An 18,291-nucleotide genomic window follows, 5' to 3' on the forward strand; every position below is an offset into this window, starting at 1 on the left:
CAACGCAGGCGCGAATGTGTCAAACTAAGCGAGTGTCTAAGCAAGAGAATTTCCCGGCACAGCGCATATTTGCGGCGGTAGCAATTGCAACTCTAACTGTTATAGCTCTGTCCACAATGGCCACCACCGCCATAGCTCCCCGAATAGGCCGCGAGCTACACGGCATAGGCCTATTTCCACTCATATTCGGGCTTTCAGGTGCCCTGCAAGTCATATTCACAGTGCTAGCAGGTGTGTGGGTCGACGCCAAAGGCGCACGCCCGGCTCTACTTGCAGGATCCGGTTTTCTTGTAGCTTCTCTGCTGGGGGCAGCGTTTGCTCCCACGATCTCAGTATTTCTAATCGCTAGGGCGCTAGATGGAATTGCGAACGGGCTGGTTCTAGTTCCTCTCTATGTACTTGCCGCCCAACTTGTGCCCCCTTCCTCGCGCGCCGACATCTTTGCCCTCTTTTCTGCCGCCTGGGTCCTCCCCTCGCTGGTAGGCCCTGCCTTTGGCGGATACATAAGCCAACTGTGGGGATGGCGCACTATGTTCGTCCTCCTGATACTCGCACTGGTTCCAGTTGCTGCGGGCGCCTTGGTGCTATTCAAATTCATTCCCACCCAAAACCACCGAGTCAACCCGCGGGACAGAAGGCGCTCAGGCTGGGCACTAGTGGCTGGATTGGCGGTACTCGCCCTCCAACTAGCCTCTACCCTTGAAGTTCGTCTTCGCCCCTGGGCAATGATTGTGGGCCTCATAGCTGCGGGTATCGGAATCAGCAAAATTCTGCCCGAGGGAATCTTACGAGCCCGCCCCTCGATTCCCGCCTGGGTCGGCGCTCGCGGAATGTTCAACGGCGCCTTCATAACTCTCGAAGTTTTTATTCCCCTGATCTTGCAAAATGTGCGCGGCTATTCGACCGGAATCTCAGGACTCGCGCTCGCCCTAGGATCAGGTACATGGGCAGCAGGATCGTTTTTGGGGGGACGCCCCTTCGCCGCCCCTTACCTTAGGAAACTACCAGTTGGCGGTTCCGTAGTATTAGCTGTCGGCATCGCTCTTTCTGCAACCGCAGCTTTCCCGGGGGTGCCAATAATAATCTTTTTAGCGGGTTGGGCAGTTGCCGGAATCGGCATGGGGATGGCCTATGCGCCCCTCTCGGTGCTTGTTCTAGATACTTGTGCCCCGGCCGAGCAAGGGCTACAAAGTGCAAATATTCAAGTCTCTGACTCGCTGGGCATGGCTCTTGTAATGGGAATCGTGGCTTCCCTCTTCCAGCTATTTTTACACTCCCCTGATCCGGGCCCCTACCTTGCGCCATTGGCAGTAGCATTTGTAGTGAGCTTATTCGCCGGCTTCTATGCCTTTCGTGGGCAACGTCATAGCCGCAGGCCATAGCTTAGATATGGGGATGGCGGTAGGGTGGATAGCCGGCCTAAATGGAAGAAATTTTTATGACCTCAAAAACCTTTGCTGACCTTGCGCTGCCCAACGACCTTCTAAAAGCTGTTGAAAATCTCGGTTTCGCCCACCCGACTCCCATCCAGGAAGCGGCTATTCCCGCGCTGCTCCAGAAAAAGGACGTAGTGGGTATTGCACAGACCGGTACAGGCAAAACGGCTGCTTTTGGCCTGCCGCTACTGGCGCACATCGATGGCGAGGGCGTGCAGGCACTGGTGCTCGCCCCCACCCGTGAGCTAGCCCTGCAGTCCGCCGGAGCTATAAGCGACTTTGCCTCCGCCAGCCGCGACACCAACGTAGTTGCTGTCTACGGTGGCAGCCCCTACGGGCCACAAATAGGCGCTATAAAGGACGGCGCACAAGTTGTTGTTGGCACCCCCGGTCGCATAATCGATCTAATCGAGAAAGGGGCGCTAGACCTATCTGGGGTTCGCTTCTTCGTTTTGGATGAAGCAGACGAAATGCTGCGCATGGGCTTTGCCGAAGACGTAGAAACTATTGCTGCCTCCGTTCCGGACGATTCCGTGACCGCCCTCTTTTCGGCTACTATGCCCCCGGCAATCAAAAAGGTAGCCGAGACACATCTAAAGGATCCTGTCGAGATCTCTATTGCCCGTCAATCGACCACCGTTTCCACGGTTCACCAGACTTATGCCGTAGTACCGTTCAAGTTTAAGAACGTCGCCCTCGCTCGGGTCCTAGCGACCATGGATTCCGGAGCCACCATAGTCTTCGTCCGCACCCGGCTCGACGCCGAAGAAGTGGCTAACGACATGACCGCCCGTGGCTTTAGGACAGCTGCTATCTCTGGCGATGTTGCCCAAAATGAACGCGAACGAATCGTGGAACGACTGCGAAATGGTACCCTCGACGTCCTCGTTGCCACCGACGTGGCAGCCAGGGGCCTAGATGTCGAACGCATCGAATTGGTAGTGAATTTCGACGTTCCTAGACAAGACGAAGCCTATGTGCACCGAATTGGCCGCACGGGTCGCGCCGGCCGCGAGGGCAGGGCGCTGTCGTTCTTCACCCCTCGAGAGCGGGGTAAGCTGCGGCAAATAGAAAAATTAACGGGCACTAAAATGGAAGCCGTGCGTGTGCCCTCCCCCGAGCAGGTACGCACTCACAAGGCAAGCCACATTCTAAACAGGTTACCCGAGCGCATTGCTTCAGGCAGGTTAGAACTTTACTTCGGCCTAATCGAGGAGATGGCCGAGGAAAAGGGCATGTACATGGCGGATGTTGCTGCCGCTCTGTTGGCCTTGGCTGTCGGAGACGGCGACAACGACTCCGACAAATTGCGCACCCGTGGCGGGCATTCGCCGCGCATTCGCAAAGAGGAGCACCTCGACCAAGACGGACAGTTCCTCTACGCCGATTTCGAAGAGGGACGCGAGGGCAAAAAAGAAAAACGCTCCAGGTCAGCCAGGCGAGAGCAAAACGGCCGCCGCAAAGGCCATTCGCCAATGCCCGGGGCTAAGCGCTACCGTGTTGAGGTGGGTAGGCGCGACGGGGTAAAACCCGGCTCTATCGTGGGTGCTATTACCGGCGAATCCGATTTGCGTGGGAAGGACCTGGGCCGCATTGAAATCTTCCCCTCCTTCTCGCTAGTAGAGATAGCAGGTGGCATTTCGGCTCCGGAGGCCAAACGCATCGGTAAGGCTAAGGTAGCTGGGCGCGCGTTGCGAATCCGCGAAGATCGCGGCCCTAAGCGCTAAGTAACCTAGTTAGCTTCCGATAGTCGTCTAAACGGGCGTTCACAGGATCAGCCAGAGACTGCAAGAGTTCCTGGCTGATTGCTTTTTGGAGCTTCCGTTCGGCTTTCCTTTGCGCTCTGAGCGCCCCGGTGTGTACAAAGAGGCTAGCCAGCAGAGCTGTTATTGCCCCGGCTAAAAGTCCCGCGCCAAGTAGCTCCAGCGGGATGGGCAGCCCCTTATAAGAGGGTGCTGTCACCTCTAGTGCAAAGAATTTCAGTACAAAGTTCACTGCTAGCCAGCCGATTCCTAGGGCAGCAACGAGCGCAAAGATTGTCTGCAAAAAGGCTACGAAACGCCACCACAGCGGCACCGCATCCCCCTCCACTTCCGCCTTCGCTAGGGCGGCATCTAGCGGATCGGCAAGACCTGGCAGCAGAGTAGCTACCACCTGGGACATGTCACTGCGGTACGCAGGGGGCAGCGAAGCCGTAGACTGTGCACCGATCCGGCGCACCGCCCTCGCCAAATCTGAGCTAGTGACAGCATGCGCCTGCGGCACTGAAGAGTGTCCAATAACTTTATTTCCAGCGTTTATACGCAGCCGCTTCAACGGATCCGGCCGGAAACGGCGAATCCAAGAAAGCACCGGCCAGCCGGTCCACATTCCGCCTCGGTGCTTATACGAGCCCGCCGCGGCCTCCGCTACGGTTTTTGCCCCGCTAGCCCGATAGGCGGCCTCGGTCACCTGCCGCAAGTCCCTTTGCTTCAGGGGTGAGCGAACCTTCCCAGTTCCCACTGTTTCACCCAGCTCCAAACGCAGTTGTTCGAGGTCAGCCGCAATCCTTTTAGACCCGGCCTGTTTTTGTGCTCCCAGCTCGCCTATCTGCCGCCTTAGTGTCTCCACGCCCTCGCCAGTGACTGTGGAAACTGCGAGCACGGGAACCGAAAGGCCATCGGAGGCAAACACCTGTCGGGCGTGGGCAAGCAGCTTCTCTCTTTCGGAATTGGGCACCTGATCAATATGGGTCATTACCGCAATAGTCACGTCAGCATGGGCAGCGAAGGTACGCACAAACCCTTCGTGTAAGGTTGCGTCGGCATATTTTTGGGGATCTACAACCCAGACGAACACATCCACTTTAGATGCAAAAGAGGCTGTAATCTGGCGATGTTCAACCGCGTAGGAATCCACGTCCGGCAAATCCAGCAGCACCGTGTCTAAAGGAAAATTGGGACTTTTTACAGGCACCCGTCGCCCCACTTGCAACCAGTCAAGAACCTTAGTAGCTCCCCCGGTTCCGGATAGAGCTGCTAGGGGTTCGGTAGTAGTGGGACGGGTAGCCCCCGCGCGAGCTATTTGAGCACCCGCGACGGCGTTGAACAGCGAAGATTTTCCGGACCCCGTTGCGCCCAAAAAGGCGACTACAGTTGTTTGCAAGCCAGCATCTACGCGGCCGGATATGGATTCTCGCCACCTTCGGTAAGCGGCCTGCTTAGCCGTGGGAAGTAAGCTTCCGGCCCGAGCAATGGCTTGGTCAAAGTGTTCAATTTGTTCGCTCAGATTCACTTCAACCACCCCTCTGCTACTTTGTTCGCTGCTTCAACGACGGGTTCCAAGGGCTCTTTCTCCGGGAGGCACTCCATCGCATCCGCAAGGACGAAATTAAGCAGGCCGTCTACTCGCTCCAGCAGGTCTTCCCGCGCCTGGCGAGCCATAGTACGCACCGCCTGGTCGCCGAATACAGCCTCAAGTAACCGCTGTGCGACAACCGCGGTACCGCCAGCGACCCCGAGTTCAGCGCCCGTCAGCCCCCCGGTTGAGGCAAAAATTACCAGCATGAGCGCCACCCCTAAAACGTTGACGCCAATTGACAAGATTCTAGCTGTGGTTTTCTTTGAATCCGATTGTTCGCGAATCCTATTCAGCAGTGAGCGCTGCCACTGGCGCACCAGGTAAGCGCCCTTTTCGACCAGTATTTGTTCGTCGAGCGGAGAGAGCTCGCGAGCTAACTGTTGCGTTTCTGGGCGCCTGTTCCAACTACTCAGAACCTGCTGGCGCGCAGCCTCCGCTTTGTCGACGACTATCGAGGTGAGCCCGTCCTCTAGAGCCGACTCGACAGGCTCCACAGGGGCTGGCTTACCTCGCAGAGCATTCCATAGCCGATCGCGCCAATGCGAAATTTGCGACTCCAACGAACGGAAGAAATCCGAGGTCCCAACTATATCTTGCCAGCGGGCCAGTACCTCCCCCCGTAGCAAAGTCCCGTCGGCAGTGGCATCTTCAATTGCCTTCAGTGCGCTCCGGCGGGCATCTTCAATCTCTCCGAGGGCGTGCTGGCGGGCCTCATCTTGATCCCTCGCCCCCTCTAGCACGCGAGCTGTCCGTTCTAATAGCTCTCCCACTGCTCCCCGCAGGGTGCGCCTAGCTAGCGCAGCCCGCGACGCGGCATCTGCGGCCAACCGTTCGAGCCATTCTTTTAGCGGGCGCACGTATTTCGTGGGCAACTCACCATTTGTAAGCTCAAGCTCAGGGACGACGAAAATCGGGGCTTCCTGCAGGGCTGACCGTTCTAAATGCTCGGCAAGGTCTGCTCGTATTTGAGCTTCGGCAGAAGCGGGCACGCGGTTCAGCACCACGGCCACCGCAATGTCGCGGCGCGCAGCCTCGTCTAGCACCTCCCACGCCTTCGCATCTGCATAGCGGGCCGCCGTAGTTACGAACACCCACAGGTCAGCAGCGGCTAAAAGCTGGCCGGCTAAACGCCTGTTGTCGTCCACCACAGAGTCGATGTCGGGAGCATCTAGGAGGGCGAGTCCTTCGGGCAAAGTAGCGGCTTCGCGCAGTTCGATAGAGGACCAGGCTCCCTCGGTCTGGGCTGGAGAAGGGGCCGCCTCCGCTGCTACGCGGACCCTGGCTAGTGTGGGTAAAATTCTTTTATCTGAAAACCAGTGTTCGTCTGCACTCGCATGCAGTAGAAGCGGCCGTCGAGTTGTAGGACGAATTACGGACGAGGCCGAAACCTGTGCGCCGACTAGCGCGTTTACAATAGTCGACTTTCCTGCCCCGGTCGAGCCCCCTATGACCGAAAGTAAGGGGGCGTCCAAAGACCTGGTGCGAGGAATAATGTGGTCGTCTAGGCGATGAATCAAAGCATCCCGCTCACTAGGGCCGGCCGGATCCAGATCGAGTTCGAATCGAAGAGCGCCCAGCGCATTCTTTAGATCTTGCAGATCAGCTTCGGGATTCATCGTTATCCTATTCAGTTATTCGCGGTTACTTGTGGCACCAAATATTGTTCGTCTGGCTTCCAGGAGAGAGGATCTGCCTGTACCTGCTCGCCCGTTATGATGTTCTTGACCTCACTAGAATCTGGGAACCACACGTAGGGAATTCCACGCTGGTCAGCAGCCTTTATTTGTTTTCCAAACTTAGCCGCCTTGGGAGCAGTATCCGCACATATCCCCCGCTCGCGTAACGCGTCTGCGACTTTGTTCGAGTCCTCTCGGTGTTCCTCGTTGGTTACTGCAACCAGCACGGCAGAAGGAACCTTCCTAGAAGCAGTGGCCAATTCACCGGAAATGATCCTGGATACCAGTCTCGAGACCCCAATCGACATGCCTACCCCCGGGTAAGTGCGTTTGCCATCCGTAGCAAGTGAGTCATAGCGCCCACCAGAGCAGATCGAACCTAGATTCTCGTGCCCTTCAACGGTAGTTTCGTAGACCGTGCCCGTGTAGTAGTCAAGCCCGCGGGCAATCGACAAATCTGCCTGCACCAGGCCGGGGACGCGCCGGCTCGCCTGATCTAGCAGCTGGGTGAGCTCGTCGAGCCCTTGTTCGAGTAGCTCAGAGCTTACCTGTAACTCTTGAATCCGGGAGCGGACAGTGGATCCGTCGCCCTTTATCTGGGCCATCTGAAGCAGCTTTTCCTGAGCCTTAGTTGAAAAGCTCAGCTCTTCCATCTCTGAGGCCACGCCGCCCGGCCCAATCTTGTCTAGTTTGTCCAACGCACGCAGGGCCCCCTCAACGTTTTCGATACCCAGCGCCTCACAGTAGCCCTGCACAATCTTGCGGTTGTTGACCCGAATGTGCACTGGTGGCAAGGGCAGGGAGGAAAGTACCCTGGCCATCACTACCGCCACTTCGACCTCGTGGAAGAAAGGCAGCTCACCGTCGCCCACTATGTCGATATCAGCCTGGGTGAATTCGCGGAAGCGTCCGTCCTGAGGTCGCTCTCCACGCCATACTTTCTGAATCTGGTAGCGCTTGAAGGGGAAGTTTAGGCGAGCCCTATTTTCCAGTACGTAGCGCGCAAAGGGCACGGTCAGATCGAAGTGCAGACCAATCTGCCTGGGGTCTTCTGCCGCTTTTACTGGGTCCTCTTGCAACCTGCGCAACAGGTAAATCTCTTTCGATGTTTCGCCCTTGCGTAGCAGCTCACTTACGGGTTCTACAGCACGCGTTTCAATGTTGGCGAACCCGTGTAGTTCGAACCCCTGCCTAATCTTTTCCAGCACGTAATTTTCGACGATCCTGCCCTCGGGAAGCCATTCAGGAAAGCCCGACAGTGAAGTTTTCGACATACCTCTTCCTTATCCCTAACCTGCGATGCGCGCCTGCACCAAATAGGGGTTCGTTCGTTTTTCTAGACCCATCGTAGTTGCCCGGCCATGCCCCGGAAGCAGCACCGTTTGGGGATCGGTAACATTTTGCAATGTCCGCAACGTGTGCAGCATTTGTGTAGAGTCACCGCCCACCAAGTCTGTGCGCCCCACAGATCCGGCAAAAATAACATCTGCGGCGAGGGCGAACACCGGAGTTTTCTCGACCAGCTTCGCCCCTTCCCCCTCTAGCGGGCCAGACCCAAAGAACAACGTAGAGCCCTCGGTGTGCCCGGGCGCGGGCACCGCACGCAAAGCAACCTGGGAAACTAGTTCGGTCGCTTCAGTGAGCATCTGTGCGGGCAATTCTTGCACGTTTTTGGGGCGTATCCATTCAGAGTTGCCGGTCTGGGCCATGGCCGCGGCCAACAGCTCGTCGACGAGCGGATTATCCATGCGATAAAGATCGGGACCGGGCACATAAACCGGCCTGTCACCTGCTATTTTTGCCGCGTCCCACACGTGATCGGGATGACCGTGGGTACATAAAACGGCTCCCACTTCCAAATCTTTTTCAGCCAGCTTGTCCAATATTGCCTGGGCATGGCCAGCCCCCGGATCAACTACCAACGCTTCTTTTCCGACGTTGAGAATGTAGGTGTTTGCGGCGAAAAACGGCGCGACCAAGGTGTTTATCTGCATGTGGCAATCCTATCGCACACAGATATTATTGCCCTTTCACTTTGGAGGCCTTTACACAGTACAATGACACAGAGCACAAGTGCTCAGACAATATTTGGCTTCGGCCACTACAAACCTACGGGGTCCGCCCCGTCCAAGTGATTGAAGGTTGCACCGTGAGCGATTCGCCCACCCAGAACGTACCCACCCAGAACCCACAGGCAAAATCCACCGATCCTGCCGAAACTGCTGCACGCGAATTTGGCCGCGTGAGTGAAGACGGCACGGTTTGGGTAAAAGATGCCGATGGCGAACGAGCAGTAGGCCAATTTCCCGATAAGCTCCCCGAAGATCCGCTGTCTTTGTACGTGCGTCGCTTTTTAGATTTGCAGGCACAGGTCGAGCTATTCGAAGGCCGACTGCCACATCTGAATAGTAAAGAAATCGATCAGACTCTGAGCGGGTTGCAAGAAGCAGTGCGCGAGCCTGCTGTGGTCGGGAACGTTCAAGCATTGCGCGAGCGTGTAGCCCAGCTCGCCGAAAAAGCCGGGCAGGCTAAAGAGGCAGCGAAGGAACGCCGGGCAGCTCAGAAAGCCGAGGCTCTTTCCCGCCGCATCCAAATCGTAGAGGAGGCAGAGGCTGTTGCGGCCCAAGATCCTGCTCGTACCCAGTGGAAGCATTCTTCGCAAAAGCTGCGCGATTTGTTAGAACAGTGGAAGGGCGAACAGCGCAAGGGGCCGCGCCTCGACAGGCCCACAGAAGACGGGCTGTGGAAGCGTTTTTCTGGAGCCCGCACCGTTTTCGATCGGCACCGCCGCCAGTTCTTCTCGAAACTGGACGCCTCCCAGGCTGAAGCCAAAAAAGCTAAGCAAGATCTGGTACGTCGTGCCGAGGAACTGTCCACATCCACCGACTGGGGGGCTACTGCCGGGGCCTACCGCGATTTGATGAATGAGTGGCGCCGCGCCGGGCGAGCTTCGCGTAAGGACGACGACGCGCTGTGGGAGCGCTTCCGCAAGGCTCAGCAAACATTTTTTGACGCGAAGAACGCTCAGAATGCCGCCCTGGAGCAGGAGTTCCAACAGAATCTTGCGTTGAAGGAAAAGCTTCTCGAGAAGGTGGAAGCCATTCTGCCCGTAACTGACATCGAGGCAGCCAAGGCGAAACTACGTCCTCTACAGGACGAATGGGACCAAATTGGGCACGTTCCCCGTGCCGACAAGTCGCGTATCGAATCCCGCATGCGCGCGGTCGAGGACGCAATACGCAAGGCTGAAGAGGACGAGTGGCGCCGGACTGACCCCGAAACTAAGGCTCGCGCACAGGGCATGCTAGGGCAGCTACAAACAAAACTGGAAGATCTAAGTCAGCAGATTGACGCTGCCAAGGCTGCCGGAAACACCCAGGAGTTGGCGAAACTTCAGGAAGCCTACAACACCTCCAAGCAGTGGTTTGACCAGATTAGCCCGCAGGCTTAATTTTCCACAGCATACTATCCACAGGTGGCGGCTCCCCACGTTGAGCCGCCACCTTCTTGTTGCCAGATTAGAAGCATGCAAAAGCTCATCTATTTTTCTGGCAAAACAATTGTACTTACTCCCCTAGTGGTTGGTGTATACAGGACGCTACTCACCTCCAACCTGCTTGCCAACCTAGGCAAGGATTTTTGGGCCTGCAAAACCGATCTGACCACCCCAATAGGGCGTGCCAGCGCCTGTGCCAGTGTGCTTCCACCCAACGCTTCGCTCACGGGTCCAACGCTCGCCTGGATTCTAGGAGGAGGCGCTGCCGCACCCCTGTGGTGTGCCGGGCGAACGTGCTCGCGTAGAGCCGCAAAAAACATCCACAGGTCTGCCGCGCCCGCACTTATATTGGGAGCGGCGAAGCTTTGCTACCCCGATCGGGCACTAGCGGACCTAGCTTGCTACGGCGGAGCGAAATTGTTTTCTACCTGGGCTAAGAAACTTTGTTTGCTGGGTGCACGCCCGGAGGCGGCCATTACACTAGCATCTTCAAATTCAATAGGCCCAAAGAGACTGGCCGCCTTAACGTGAGTTGGTAACTCGCTTAGCCGAGAATACCCCATCAATCCTGGTCAACGCCGATAATATAGCACTCAGATGTGACGCTTCGGCCATCTCGAAAGTCCACCGCTGGGTTGCCACCCTGTCAGAGCTTGTGGCGGCCGACACCGACATCACGTTCACGTGGTAGTCCGAGAGTACCCTCGTTACATCGTTTAGGAGCCCCTCGCGATCCAGGGATTCTATCTGCACCTGAACCAAGAATGCCGAATGTGGATGCTCTTCCCACGACACACCGATTATCCGCTCAGGATGGCGCGACAGGTTCTTAACGTTCGAACAGTCTCGCCGATGCACGGATACGCCTTGGCCGCGAGTAATGAATCCAATAATCGCGTCCCCAGGAACCGGAGTACAGCACTTAGCTAGTTTGGTCCAAATAGAAGAGTCCGCACCCTCGACAAGCACGCCAGTGGAACTACTCCTAGAACGCTTTGTACGGGCAGGAGTTACGGCCTCAGCAAGAGTCTCTTCGGACCCCGACTCACCACCGGCCTGTTCCAACAGCCTACTAGTGACGTTCGCGGCTGAAATGTGCCCGTCTCCGATGGCAGCGTACAGCCCAGAAACGTCGGCGTAGCCAAAGTCGGTGGCTACTGCAGTAAGAGACTCCCGGGTAAGAAGGCGGCGCAACGGCAAGTTCTGCTTACGCAAATTTTGCCCCAACTGGTTTTTGCCCGCCTCAATGGATTCCTCGCGGCGCTCCTTGGAGAACCACGCCTTGATCTTAGAACGGGCACGGCCGGTGGCAACAAAATTCAGCCAATCCCTAGACGGACCAGCTCCAGGTGCCTTAGAGGTCAAAATTGCCACGGAGTCGCCATTTTCAAGCACGGTATCCAAAGGTACAAGTTTGCCATTTACCTTTGCTCCCACAGTTTTGTGCCCGACCTCGGTGTGAACTGCGTAAGCAAAATCTACTGTGGTAGCTCCAAGTGCCAACTCCACGACCTCGCCTTGAGGGGTGAAGACATAAACGCGATCTCCGGACATTTCGTAGCGCAGTTGGTCCAAAAACTCCGCCGGATCCTGGGTCTCACGTTGCCAATCGACCAGCTGGCGCAGCCACGACATGTTCTCGGTTTTTTCAACCTCTTTTTCGTTAGTCGCATTTGGATTCTGCTTGTACCGCCAGTGTGCAGCTACGCCAAATTCGGCCCTTTGATGCATGTCGAAGGTACGCACTTGAATCTCGACAGGCTTCCCGCCGGGGCCCATTACCGTAGTATGTAGCGACTGATACATATTGAACTTGGGCATTGCAATATAGTCTTTGAACCGTCCGGGCAACGGGTTCCAGCGGGCGTGCATTGCCCCTAACACCGCGTAGCAGTCACGGACTTCTTCGACGAGGACGCGCACGCCCACCAGGTCGTAGATGTCGTCAAAATCGCGCCCGCGCACGATCATTTTCTGATAAATCGAGTAGTGGTGTTTCGGCCTACCTGAAACGGTTCCGCGAATGTTGTTGCGCCGCAACTCATCCTCGACATCGCGGATGATCTGTGCAAGATATTTTTCGCGGGCCGGAGCCCGCTCAGCAACGAGTCGATCTATTTCCTCATATACCCCGGGGTAAAGAGTCTTAAACGAAAGGTCTTCAAGCTCCCATTTAATGGAGTTCATGCCGAGGCGATGTGCCAAGGGCGCATAGATTTCGAGAGTTTCACGCGCCTTCTTTTGCGCCGAGGACGAAGATACGTACTTCCAGGTGCGGGCATTGTGCAACCGATCCCCGAGTTTGATCATGAGGACCCTGATGTCCTTTGCCATCGCAACGATCATTTTGCGAACGGTCTCGGCCTGGGCAGCCTCCCCATATTCCACTTTGTCGAGCTTCGTGACCCCGTCGACAAGCAACGCAATCTCGTCCCCATATTCGGAAGTAAGCTCTTCCAGCGAGTAATCAGTGTCCTCGACGGTATCGTGGAGCAGCGCCGCAGCCAAAGTAGTCGAAGTCATCCCCAACTCGGCCAATATAGTTGCCACCGCTACAGGATGGGTAATATAGGGCTCGCCACTCTTACGCATCTGCCCTTCGTGGAGCGCCTTCGCCTTAGCATAAGCAGATTCAATCAGCTCAATATCCGCCTTAGGATGGTTTGCTCGCAGCGCTCGCACAAGCGGCTCCAAAGCGGGTGGGACCTTTCGGTGGCGTGCCCCAAACCAGGCAAGTGACGACCTTACACGAGACGACGACCCAAGCCCTTTGGGTCCTTCTGAATCTTGATCACCACTCATGCTCCTTATGGTATCTCAGAAGGTGACTAAAGATTGAAACGGTACATCGCCAATTACTTTGCGCCCTCCCAATTCTTCCAGCTCCATGAGAACCGCGATCTCGGCAACGGAACCGCCAGAGCGATCTATGAGCTGCATGGCCGCGCGAGCAGTACCCCCAGTAGCCAAAACGTCATCCAAAATGAGGACACGAGCGCCCTCGGGAACTGAGTCAGGACGAATTTCCATTCGCGCACTTCCGTACTCAAGATCGTAATCGACGCCGATGACCGGTCCCGGCAGTTTCCCACCCTTGCGCACTGTCATCATGCCGATGCCAAGCTCAACTGCAAGAGGCGCTGCAAGGATGAAGCCCCTGGACTCCAGGCCGGCTACCGCGTCGATTTTGCCGCGGTAGTGCTCGGCCATCAAAGTGATGAGTTCCTTAAATGCAGGACCATTTGCCAAAAGTGGGGTGATATCGCGAAACAACACCCCTTTTCGTGGAAAATCCGGGATTTCGCGAAGATTTTCTAGAACCAGGTCGCGCATTCGAGGGGGGAACTTCATCGTTTACTCCTAGGAGTTCGTTTAGGTTGGGCACTCTGGCCAAGATGACGGCCAGCCTTTACCGGAGTGGCATTTACATGCTCAGCGGAACTAGAGCCGCCCTCGCCCATCTCTGTCGCACCGTCGCCGTTACGGCGTGCGTGCACGGCAGCGGTGTGCTTCTTTATAGCCTGTTCGCGAGAACGCACTGCCACAAGCATCGGGGAAGCGATTAGGATCGAGGACGCGGTACCAACAATCATGCCGCAGAAAAGCGCCAAAGAAATGTCGCGCAGCGTGCCTCCCCCGAGTACAAAAGTGGAAATTGCCAATATAGCTCCCACCGGCAAAACTGCCACCACGGAAGTATTTATAGAGCGAACTAGGGTTTGGTTTACCGCTAGGTTTACCAGCTCACCATAAGTGTTGAAATGCTGGGATTTGAATCCTTCGGTGAGCTCGCGAACCTTATCGAATACCACAACCGTATCGTAGAGGGAGTAGCCCAAGATGGTCAGCAAACCAATAACTGTTGCAGGAGATACCTCGACCTGAGTTAGGGCAAATACACCGCCCGTCAGCAAAATGTCGTGTAAGAGGGCGAACAACGCCGCAAACGCCATGGTCCAAGTGCGGAAATACAAGGCCATCACGATAGCGACCAAAACCAAGAAGATAAGCAGGGACTGCGCTGCCTTCTTAGTTACGTCGGCACCCCACGAGGGACCGATCGTGGTAGCCGTTACTTTAGACTCGTCTACTTGGTAGGCCTTAGCCAAGTCCGTGCGGATCTGCCGCTGCGCTTTGGTTGGCAACGACTTCGTCTGTGCGCGCACACCGGTAGAACCCAAATCGCGAACGTTGGCATCCTTCTGCCCAGCAGCAGCTAAAACTTTCTTTGCCGGATCCAATTGGTTGGCGGGGACTGAAGAAATCGTGAATTCAGAACCGCCTCTGAAATCAATCGAAGGATTCAAGCCGGGAAAGACTAGCGTGATGAGCGAAATAACGATCAGTACAAGCCCGATGCCAATCCACAGTTTGCGTCGACCGATTATGTCGTAAGAGGTCTTGCCGGAGTAGAGCTCATTGCCCCAGGTTGCGAAGCTTTTCACTTTAGCTCTCCTTTTGTCGCAGTCGTGGAACCGGGGGTTTTCTTGTGTACTACCTTGCGTTCCCGCCGTTGCCGCTTCTTATAGGTACGCCTGGTAGCACCCAAGTGCTCCGGATCTAGGCCAGACAGTTTGTGCCCCTGACCGAAGAACTTAGTACGGATGAGCAGTGCCATAACTGGGTGCGTAAACATGAAGACGACCAGCAGGTCAAGCAGTGTAGTGACGCCTAAGGTAAACGCAAATCCCTGTACCCCGCCGACAGCTAGGAAGTACAGTACCAGGGCGGCGAGCATGTTGATTGCGTCGGAGGCGAGAATAGTGCGCTTCGCCCTAGCCCATCCCTGTTCGACAGCGCTATCGAGCGGACGCCCATCGCGCACTTCGTCGCGAATGCGCTCGAAGTAAACGATGAAAGAGTCACACGTTACGCCAATCGCAACAATAAGGCCGGCTACGCCCGCTAATGACAGGCGGTACCCCATTGCCCAAGAAAGCAAAGAAATAGTGAGATATGAAAGTAGCCCAGCAATGATCAGTGAACCAATGGAAATAAGGCCCAGCGCCCGGTATTGCCACAGCAGGTATATGACGATCAGAGCAAAGCCAATTAGGCCGGCAATTAGCCCCCATTGCAAAGAATCGGTGCCGAGTGTCGGGGAGATCTGCTGTTCGGATTGAACTTCAAAGTTCAACGGCAGGGAACCGAATTGGAGCTGGTTAGCCAGAGTCGCCGCGGAATCCTGAGTGAAATTACCCGAAATGGCTGCCCGCCCATCAGAGATAATCGCGTTCATCGTCGGTGCCGAAACGACGAGTCCGTCGAGGACAATCGCAAAGGCGTTTTTGGTGGGCTCAGAGGCCTTGAAATCGTACAGACGTTTCGAGACCTCGGCAAACTTATCAGTGCCCTTCTTGTCTAACTGAAGCGACACTTCCCACTTGCCAGTAGAACCACCCGTTTGGGTTTGCCCCATCCCGGAGTTCGCTTGAGCAACATGGGTACCTTCGAGGTCGACCGGCCCCAAAATGTATTTTGCTTTGCCTTCGGTAGAGCAAGCTACGAGTGCTTTCTTGGGATCTCCAGCGCTACCGCCCTGACGGTTTTTGTTGTCAGTACAGTCGAGTTTCAAGAAGTCGTAAATGACTTTTTCGGTAATGTACTTCGAATCGGAAGGGTTGGCAGGTTTCCCTTCGAGCTGATCCGAAAGTTTTCCATCGTGGTTCTGATCAGCTTGTTCCTTGGCGAGCTCGTCAGCCGACTTGTTTGGAACCTGCACTGATTTCGGGTCCTTGCCCTGCGCTTTAGCCTGAGCGCGCAGCTGCTGGCCTATGGCCTCGGCCGAAATAGCTTGTGGGGCTCCAGCTTGAATCACCGGCCGGAAGTCGAGTTGAGCGGAAGAACGAACCAGATCCAAGGTTTCCTCAGAAGGCTGCCCGGGCAAAGACACCATAATGTTACGCCCACCGGACGCAGTAATTTCGGCCTCTGAAACACCTGAGGCATCAACACGTTGGCGGATAATTGCAATCGCCTGGTTTATATCATCTTGAGTGACATTATTGCGCCCGGCCCCCTCTTCCGCCTTCGGAGTGAGGATTAGCTGCGTGCCGCCCTCAAGATCCAATGCCAGATCCGGAACGCCATCCGTCTTCTTCTTAAATATTTCAACTGCCAGGATCCCAGCCATTGCCAAAGTTATGACAAGGAGGGCGATCAGAACGCGTCCTGGCCGCGATTGCTTTTTTGTCTTGGGCACTTTAGTTCCTTACCGCTCTGCGGTGCAGGTTAGTCCTGCTTCTTATCCTCATCTTTAGGGTCTTCCCCTGCTTGCACAGCCGAAGAAGTTTCTTCTGGATCGGCTACCTCTTCCGCGGTGGCATCATCAGCCTCCTGGGGACCTTCAGCCGACTCCGTCGTCTCAGTAGCTACAGCAAATGGCGGCTCCTCGGGACCAGCAACAGCCCGCTTGTTGAAATAGAGCTCTTGTCCGCCGGGAGTTTCCAAAACCATTAGGTCTCCGTCCTGGTCGACGAATCGCAGGTACATGCCCCCTATAGTTCGCACCCAGGTTCCCGGTTCCAGGTTGGCTTGCATCTTCGCCTGCTGCTGTTGCTGCTTCTTCCGGGCTCGTGAGGACAGAAAGAACATGACTCCGAGGAACAGAATCATGATCAACATGAGCGATAGTGGGTCCACAAAACACTCCATTCCTTTACTAACAACGCTAGAAGTCTATTGGAGAATACGCGAATGTAACAATTCGCCTACAAATCTCACAAATCAAGGGTCCCCTCGTTTGCCGGCGGGCGCAACCCCAAATGCTTCCAGGCCTTAGCAGTTGCGAGGCGCCCTCGCGCAGAACGAACAACAAAACCTTCCCGCACCAGATAGGGCTCTGCAACAGTTTCGATGGTTTCAGCTTCCTCACCTACAGAGACTGCAAGTGTGGTGAGCCCCACAGGCCCTCCTGAGAAGCGTTTGCACAAAACTTCCAATACCGATCTGTCCAGACGGTCTAGCCCCTGAGCATCCACTTGGAATAGGTCGAGGGCGGCCCGGGCAGCTTCCAGATCGAGCTCGGTGTGGTGCACCTGGGCGTAGTCGACAATGCGCCGCAACAGCCTGTTGGCTATACGCGGTGTTCCCCTAGAACGCGAGGCGAGTTCCAACGCCGCCTGCGGGTGCAGCTCAACCCCCAGAAGGGCGGCAGAGCGCAACGCCACCTGTACTAGATCTTTGGCACTGTAGTATTCCAAATGTCCGGTGAAGCCGAAGCGGTCGCGTAGAGGCGCCGGCAGCAGGCCGGCTCGAGTCGTGGCTCCCACCACCGTAAATGGCGGTAGCGTGAGCGGAATGGAAGTAGCTCCAGGTCCCTTCCCAACCACCACGTCAACGCGGAAATCTTCCATAGCCAGATAGAGCATCTCTTCGGCCGGACGCGACAATCTGTGAATCTCGTCGATAAACAGTACGTCGCCCTCTTGCAAAGCAGACAAAATAGCCGCCAAATCGCCCGCATGTTGGATCGCGGGCCCAGAGGTAAGCCGCAGCGAAGTGCCCATCTCGTGGGCGATGATCATGGCTAGCGTTGTTTTTCCCAGCCCTGGAGGCCCTGAGAAGAGAACGTGGTCGGGACACATCCCCCTCCCGCGCGAGGCATCCAAAACGAGCTGCAATTGTTTGCGGACCGTCTCTTGCCCCACAAAATCAGCCAGGGATTTGGGCCTTAGGGCCGCCTCAGCGGCTCGCTCGGTGTCCCCTGCCCCTGGTTCTACAATGCGTGCTTCGTCTTCAGCCACGGTCACGTCCTAACACCTGGAGCGACAGACGCAAAAGCGCAGACGCTTCGGTCGCTTCCCCTCGAACTTGTTCAACAGCCTGGGAAGCTTCAGATTCCGACCATCCCAGTTGAGTAAGAGCCGCAATTACCTCACTTTGAAGCGCAGACGGACCAGAAGCTGATGTAATTCCAGATGCAGGGGCTGGCCCAAGCTTGTCTCCAATATCCAGAATCATCCGCTGAGCAGATTTCTTGCCAACCCCGGGAATCCTAGTAAGCGCCTTCTCGTCACCATTGGCAATGGCGGCCCTAAGCTCGGCGATCGTGAGCACCCCCAACGCCCCCAATGCCATCTTGGGGCCTACTCCGCGCACCGATTGCAAGATGTCAAAGGCCTGGCGCAGCGAGGGGTCCAAAAATCCGAAAAGCGTCAGAGAATCTTCACGCACCACCAACGAAGTGTAAATGGTGTATTCCTGGCCCACGTGCAGCGATGCCAACGTATCGGCGGTAGCGAGAAACACATACCCCACCCCACCTACGACTATGTTCGCCGAAGCGGGCCCAACCACACTGATACTGCCGGTCAAGGACGCGATCATACTAACCCCCATTCGA

14 protein-coding genes are annotated in these 18,291 nt (G+C 56.0%); 3 read left to right on the forward strand and 11 right to left on the reverse strand.

Features of this window, described 5'->3' with window-relative positions; all coding sequences use genetic code 11:
* Positions 1 to 32 precede the first annotated feature (32 nt).
* Complete coding sequence (locus G437_RS0106190; protein ID WP_024331706.1) at positions 33 to 1,382, forward strand: MFS transporter; 1,350 nt, start codon at positions 33 to 35, stop codon at positions 1,380 to 1,382.
* A gap of 41 nt (positions 1,383 to 1,423) precedes the next feature.
* On the forward strand, positions 1,424 to 3,163 hold the full coding sequence (locus tag G437_RS0106195; protein WP_233186749.1) for a DEAD/DEAH box helicase: 1,740 nt from the start codon (positions 1,424 to 1,426) through the stop codon (positions 3,161 to 3,163).
* Here the strand turns inward: G437_RS0106195 and G437_RS0106200 are convergent.
* The 4 genes from G437_RS0106200 to G437_RS0106215 are packed head-to-tail and all read right to left on the reverse strand — an operon-like array spanning position 3,153 to position 8,445.
* Positions 3,153 to 4,718, reverse strand: a complete 1,566-nt coding sequence (locus tag G437_RS0106200; RefSeq protein ID WP_024331708.1) for a GTPase — start codon at positions 4,716 to 4,718, stop codon at positions 3,153 to 3,155. The genes G437_RS0106195 and G437_RS0106200 overlap by 11 nt on opposite strands.
* Positions 4,706 to 6,391, reverse strand: coding sequence for a dynamin family protein (locus G437_RS0106205; protein WP_024331709.1), 1,686 nt, complete (start codon positions 6,389 to 6,391; stop codon positions 4,706 to 4,708). Before G437_RS0106205 ends, G437_RS0106200 begins: the two co-directional genes overlap by 13 nt.
* Before the next feature lie 11 nt (positions 6,392 to 6,402).
* Positions 6,403 to 7,725 (reverse strand): histidine--tRNA ligase, encoded by a 1,323-nt coding sequence (hisS, locus tag G437_RS0106210; RefSeq protein WP_024331710.1) that lies wholly within the window; start codon positions 7,723 to 7,725, stop codon positions 6,403 to 6,405.
* 15 nt (positions 7,726 to 7,740) lie between these two features.
* On the reverse strand, positions 7,741 to 8,445 hold the full coding sequence (locus tag G437_RS0106215) for an MBL fold metallo-hydrolase (RefSeq protein WP_024331711.1): 705 nt from the start codon (positions 8,443 to 8,445) through the stop codon (positions 7,741 to 7,743).
* A gap of 155 nt (positions 8,446 to 8,600) precedes the next feature.
* On the opposite strand from G437_RS0106215, the gene G437_RS0106220 reads away from it, so the two are divergent.
* The gene (locus tag G437_RS0106220; protein WP_024331712.1) at positions 8,601 to 9,902 is read left to right on the forward strand and encodes a DUF349 domain-containing protein; all 1,302 of its coding nucleotides are present in this window, start codon (positions 8,601 to 8,603) and stop codon (positions 9,900 to 9,902) included.
* Between the two features lie 567 nt (positions 9,903 to 10,469).
* Here G437_RS0106220 and G437_RS0106230 read toward each other — a convergent pair.
* From G437_RS0106230 to ruvA, 7 genes are all read right to left on the reverse strand, one after another.
* Positions 10,470 to 12,749 (reverse strand): RelA/SpoT family protein, encoded by a 2,280-nt coding sequence (locus G437_RS0106230; protein WP_024331714.1) that lies wholly within the window; start codon positions 12,747 to 12,749, stop codon positions 10,470 to 10,472.
* 15 nt (positions 12,750 to 12,764) lie between these two features.
* Entirely contained in the window at positions 12,765 to 13,298 is a 534-nt protein-coding gene (locus tag G437_RS0106235) for an adenine phosphoribosyltransferase (protein WP_024331715.1), read from the reverse strand.
* Complete coding sequence (secF, locus tag G437_RS0106240; protein WP_024331716.1) at positions 13,295 to 14,392, reverse strand: protein translocase subunit SecF; 1,098 nt, start codon at positions 14,390 to 14,392, stop codon at positions 13,295 to 13,297. Before secF ends, G437_RS0106235 begins: the two co-directional genes overlap by 4 nt.
* Positions 14,389 to 16,149, reverse strand: coding sequence for a protein translocase subunit SecD (gene secD, locus G437_RS0106245; RefSeq protein ID WP_024331717.1), 1,761 nt, complete (start codon positions 16,147 to 16,149; stop codon positions 14,389 to 14,391). Before secD ends, secF begins: the two co-directional genes overlap by 4 nt.
* Positions 16,150 to 16,178: 29 nt before the next feature.
* Complete coding sequence (yajC, locus tag G437_RS0106250; RefSeq protein ID WP_070614120.1) at positions 16,179 to 16,589, reverse strand: preprotein translocase subunit YajC; 411 nt, start codon at positions 16,587 to 16,589, stop codon at positions 16,179 to 16,181.
* 77 nt (positions 16,590 to 16,666) lie between these two features.
* Positions 16,667 to 17,692, reverse strand: a complete 1,026-nt coding sequence (ruvB, locus tag G437_RS0106255; protein ID WP_024331719.1) for a Holliday junction branch migration DNA helicase RuvB — start codon at positions 17,690 to 17,692, stop codon at positions 16,667 to 16,669.
* Positions 17,685 to 18,275: a Holliday junction branch migration protein RuvA gene (ruvA, locus tag G437_RS0106260; protein WP_024331720.1), complete on the reverse strand. Its 591-nt coding sequence runs from the start codon at positions 18,273 to 18,275 to the stop codon at positions 17,685 to 17,687. The genes ruvB and ruvA overlap by 8 nt, the downstream gene beginning before the upstream one ends.
* Between the last annotated feature and the right edge of the window lie 16 nt (positions 18,276 to 18,291).

It is taken from the genome of Winkia neuii subsp. neuii DSM 8576 (assembly GCF_000420405.1).
In the GTDB taxonomy this organism is placed as follows: Bacteria; Actinomycetota; Actinomycetes; order Actinomycetales; family Actinomycetaceae; genus Winkia; species Winkia neuii.

What these genes read in the sequence shown, in the direction of transcription:
- hisS (WP_024331710.1), bottom strand. Translation starts at nt 7,725, where the DNA reads ATGTCGAAAACTTCACTGTCGGGCTTTCCTGAATGGCTTCCCGAGGGC.
- G437_RS0106195 (WP_233186749.1), top strand. Translation starts at nt 1,424, where the DNA reads ATGGAAGAAATTTTTATGACCTCAAAAACCTTTGCTGACCTTGCGCTG.
- G437_RS0106205 (WP_024331709.1), bottom strand. Translation starts at nt 6,391, where the DNA reads ATGAATCCCGAAGCTGATCTGCAAGATCTAAAGAATGCGCTGGGCGCT.
- G437_RS0106235 (WP_024331715.1), bottom strand. Translation starts at nt 13,298, where the DNA reads ATGAAGTTCCCCCCTCGAATGCGCGACCTGGTTCTAGAAAATCTTCGC.
- ruvA (WP_024331720.1), bottom strand. Translation starts at nt 18,275, where the DNA reads ATGATCGCGTCCTTGACCGGCAGTATCAGTGTGGTTGGGCCCGCTTCG.
- G437_RS0106230 (WP_024331714.1), bottom strand. Translation starts at nt 12,749, where the DNA reads ATGAGTGGTGATCAAGATTCAGAAGGACCCAAAGGGCTTGGGTCGTCG.
- G437_RS0106215 (WP_024331711.1), bottom strand. Translation starts at nt 8,445, where the DNA reads ATGCAGATAAACACCTTGGTCGCGCCGTTTTTCGCCGCAAACACCTAC.